Annotated in this window: 6 protein-coding genes and 1 pseudogene; 1 reads left to right on the top strand and 6 read right to left on the bottom strand. The window is 59.1% G+C overall.

Annotation, left to right across the window (positions count from 1 at the left end; genetic code table 11):
* Positions 1 to 306: pseudogene (locus tag AC1RQP_RS40065) on the top strand (integrase); the annotation flags it as partial.
* Positions 307 to 592: 286 nt separating this feature from the next.
* Here AC1RQP_RS40065 and AC1RQP_RS40060 read toward each other — a convergent pair.
* From AC1RQP_RS40060 to AC1RQP_RS40035, 6 genes are all read right to left on the bottom strand, one after another.
* A complete protein-coding gene (locus tag AC1RQP_RS40060) occupies positions 593 to 1,015 on the bottom strand; it encodes a hypothetical protein (RefSeq protein ID WP_492943274.1) in 423 nt (140 codons plus the stop codon).
* 50 nt (positions 1,016 to 1,065) lie between these two features.
* Positions 1,066 to 1,266: a hypothetical protein gene (locus tag AC1RQP_RS40055; RefSeq protein WP_492943272.1), complete on the bottom strand. Its 201-nt coding sequence runs from the start codon at positions 1,264 to 1,266 to the stop codon at positions 1,066 to 1,068.
* Positions 1,267 to 1,838: 572 nt separating this feature from the next.
* Positions 1,839 to 2,009, bottom strand: coding sequence for a hypothetical protein (locus tag AC1RQP_RS40050; protein WP_492943270.1), 171 nt, complete (start codon positions 2,007 to 2,009; stop codon positions 1,839 to 1,841).
* Positions 2,010 to 2,622: 613 nt separating this feature from the next.
* The gene (locus AC1RQP_RS40045) at positions 2,623 to 2,976 is read right to left on the bottom strand and encodes a hypothetical protein (protein WP_492943268.1); all 354 of its coding nucleotides are present in this window, start codon (positions 2,974 to 2,976) and stop codon (positions 2,623 to 2,625) included.
* A 2-nt stretch (positions 2,977 to 2,978) separates the two neighbouring features.
* Positions 2,979 to 3,251: a hypothetical protein gene (locus AC1RQP_RS40040; RefSeq protein ID WP_492943266.1), complete on the bottom strand. Its 273-nt coding sequence runs from the start codon at positions 3,249 to 3,251 to the stop codon at positions 2,979 to 2,981.
* A 17-nt stretch (positions 3,252 to 3,268) separates the two neighbouring features.
* Positions 3,269 to 3,643, bottom strand: coding sequence for a hypothetical protein (locus AC1RQP_RS40035; RefSeq protein ID WP_492943264.1), 375 nt, complete (start codon positions 3,641 to 3,643; stop codon positions 3,269 to 3,271).
* Between the last annotated feature and the right edge of the window lie 153 nt (positions 3,644 to 3,796).

The following is a 3,796-nucleotide window of genomic DNA, read 5'->3' as shown; positions in this document are numbered from 1 at the left end:
GTGCCGCGCACGCTGGGCATCTGCGAACTGCTTGGCATCGCACCGTTCACGCCGCACGATCTGCGACGGACGGCGGCGACGATGTGCGGCGAGCTGGGTTTGCCGGACAGCAGCATCGCGCTCTGTCTCGATCATCAGGCCAGCAAGGACGAGAACGGCAAGCCGCTGCCAGCGGTCACGCGCAAGGTCTACAACAAGGCCACCCGCATCACGGTCGAGCGCAAGCGCGCCGTGCTCGATGCATGGGCCGCCGAGCTGCGGCGGATCGTCGGGACGGCGGATGCGGGGCTGCGCAAGGCGGCGTGATCCAACCGTCCGATAATAGACAGTCAAAATGCAGCTGCCCCGAAAGCACAATCGGGGCAGTTTTTTGTGCAGAACCCTCGGCTCACGCCTCTCCGTTCCACCCTTCTTAACGCTAAGAAAGGTGCATTCTTTCCGAACAAGTCGAAGCGACCGCCGCATCGTCGATTGCAGCACCGGGCGAGCCAAGCGCCGCATCTGAGCACGCGGGCAATGACCGCATGCCCGGCCTCGTGATGCGCTGTTGCGTTGAGCTGCCTTGAGATTTTACGCGCCGCTCGCCGCGTGGTCATGCTTGCTTCCGTTCTTGTTCAACTGCCTTGCGAATTCGGGTGGTCTTCTCACAAGGCCACAAGCGCTCGCAAAGCCGGATCGCTGCCAGCTCATCATCCATGTCGTGCACAATCACATTCCGTCGCCGCAGTTCGGCGATGATTGCGTCGCGGTCATCGTTCTTTCGAAGATGGATCACGGTATCGAACGCACTCATGAGCGTGTCGGATAGCGGCGGGTCCGGTGGCTCCCGCATGACAAGCTGCTCGACGAAAAACCTTCCATGCTCGCTAAAACCGATGATGAAATACCAGTACTTGCCGCCATGATCATCCGGTTGCCACATCGCGGGCGTGAGCACGACCTGATTGTCGTCAAGCTTGGTGCTCAAGATATCGCTCACGCAGTCTTTGACGCTGTCGAATTTTTTGCTTTTCATCGCGCCACCTCGCATGCCACATCATTCGCGCCGGAAATCGAAATGCGTCGTTAACGACGCTTTTTCAACATGTCCGACAGCAGAGCATAGAGGCTGCCATCGGGATCATCGTACTCGCGATAAGTGTCGTCGTTGTAGTGAACCCTGACCGCATTGCCGTGGGACTTGCCGTAATTGAGAGGCTTCAAGCGCTCGATCTTGTCGGTGTCCTTGATGGTCGTGCCGTTATGTAAAATGGTGTTGTCTGCCATCGCATCACCTCGCACGCCAGTCGCTTGTCAATTAAGCTGACATCAGACCAAGCGAGAGTCTAGATAGAGCTAAACGCGAATGCGCAGTGCGAGAGCACCTCTGATTTTATAGGCCAGAATGACCTAAATGGGTTTGTCGTGAGCTTTCGCAAGCGGCGGGTCGTCGCTTCGACAGAATTGCCAGTGGGTGCCGGAACAGCAACTTGTACATTGTCATTCTTGCTGTTCCGGTGCTCTGAGCAATGATCCCCACCGTGCTCTTGTGTCGCCTTCCGCGCCAGATCAAATAAATCACGCGCGTGATTGTTGTCTTGGATGAGACGCCGAATAGGACCGGGCGACTGGAACGTATCGTGCCGTTTCCGGCACCTTTCGTGCCACCACCATTGCGCGCGCTCGGCCAGTTGAGTGTGGTTGCCGTGGTAACCACTCTCCCAAGCACCTCGTTGAATTAAAACGGCAATGCGCTCCGTTTTCTAATCGCCCTGCGCTTCAGGATCGGGTCATCCTGTACCGTGGTACAGGATGATCGCCGCACCATGCTCCTGTACCACGGTACAGGACCAATCTTCCTAATCGCCCTGCGCTTCAGCGTAGCAATCGAAGCACTCCTCGCGCCCGGCCTCGATGGCCTCACGGCTCAGCTTGCAGCCGCAGCTGCAGCAGGTGTCGTCATCGAAACAGCGGCAGGCGTACTCGGTTTCGCCGCATCGCTTGCAATGGGGCAGGCTGGCATCGCTCATGGCTTTGTCCCAATTTTGGGATGAACATCCGTAGGTGACTGCGAGCAAGTTGGTTGAAATCCGCCAACTCGTTGTTGGCATCGGCTGACCGTCGAAGGATCAAGAGTTATAATATCACTCTTGATCGAAGCGGCTCCGGTTCGCTTGGATCAAGGTTGTAATACAACCTTGATCCGCGCCCGTCGCCGGTTCGCTTGCAATGGGGCAGGCTGGCATCGCTCATGGGATCATCCTCCAAAACGAACGTTACATTGTCACCTTCGTGCCTACTTCCGATTGAGCAACTCTTTTCAAGATAGGAATCCTATCTTGATCTTCCTTTGAAACGGGCACGGCGTCTGTTCGCATCCACCCGCGCGCAGCCGCATGACTTGGTCCAGCCGCTGCGCAGTGCCCAGCCGGTCACGATGACGCGCTGGCCGCAGTCGCAGCGGCACGACCATAACGCCTGATGTCTGTTGCCCTTGATGTACGATCCGGCATGCGCCTCGACCACCAGCCGATGACAGCGCTGGCCGAGCATATCGATGGCGCGGGGATCGAGGGTGGGCAATGTCGCAGCTTTTCAAAAAGATCGAGACCTGTCAGTCGGTTTCCGATCGTCGGATACCGCTCACGCCGCCTTGCTCGGAAAGCACGTGCCCAGCTCCGGACAGATGATGATCTCGCCTTCGCGCTTCAGCACATCGCGCAGCGTCTCGGATGTCGCGCCCCATACGCTGAAGATATCCGCTTCGACCGCTGGCAGCGCGCCGCCATGCTCGACGCCGCAGACATGCAGCAGCGCCAGATAGGCCGCGAGCGGTCCGGTCACTGGCACGGCTTCGCCTTCATCGTAAATCCGGCGCACGATCTCGACCTCGGCCAACGTCAGCTGCACCTTGGCGCCGCGCTGCGGTCCGCTCGGCACGCGGCAATACTTTTCAATCCAGTCGGTGTTGCGGCGACCGCGTGACTGTGGGCGCATGATCAATCCTCCTCGGTTTCCCATGGCTGTGGGCCGTCGTGTTCAGGCAGGCGGCGGCCGATCGTCTTCGGGTCGGTGCGCGACTGCACCGTCAATCGCAGCTTGGTGGCAAGGCTCGCCTGCAGCCGCACCGCCCGATGCCACGCTTCATCATGGCTGACGTGACCCGCGAGCTTGCGGGCGGACAATGTCGCCTGCACGAACGAGATCAGAAGCGGGCTGTCGTTGGCCGTGAAGTGCCGTTCGTCGGCGGCGGCGACGATCTGCCGAAACAAGGTCTTCTCGGCGACCGTCAGCTCTGGCGGCGGTTGGAGCCGTCGCGATCTGTCGCGTACTCCGGAAACAATCTTGATGTCAGCTGCTGCAGCTGACTGGCGTCCTCTTGATCGCATAATTGCTTGAACTCCGGTTGCGCGAAGACCGCGTCCATATAGAGCGGCCGATGGCCAGTGCCCGCATAGGGCAGCATGAAGCCGGTCTGGGCATCCACCCAATACGCAGGCTGGCCGTTGTTGTCGTAGACGACCTGATGGTCGCGATAGAAGTGCCGACGCTCGGTGTCGTAGATCGCCGTGCCGTCGAAGTAGTAGACCGGCGCTCCCGTCGCGGCGTCAAACAGCGTGGTCCTGAATTGATTGGCATCGATCCGGCTCTGACCGTCACTCATCCTGACCTAACCTCCGTTTAGCGCTATTTGCGCGCCCTCCGAAATTTTTCCGTTCTGGACGTTTAGGCGTATGCCGCCTGCGGACCGGTCGGATGTCAGCTCGCTTGAAATTTCGGATTATCCCCCCACCCGTGCGAAAAGAATGCAGCCGAT

The organism is Bradyrhizobium sp. GW821-FHT13H06 (assembly GCF_058803975.1).
The sequence above is the reverse complement of the archived record's forward strand: the minus strand, read 5'-3'. Positions and strand labels throughout refer to the sequence as shown.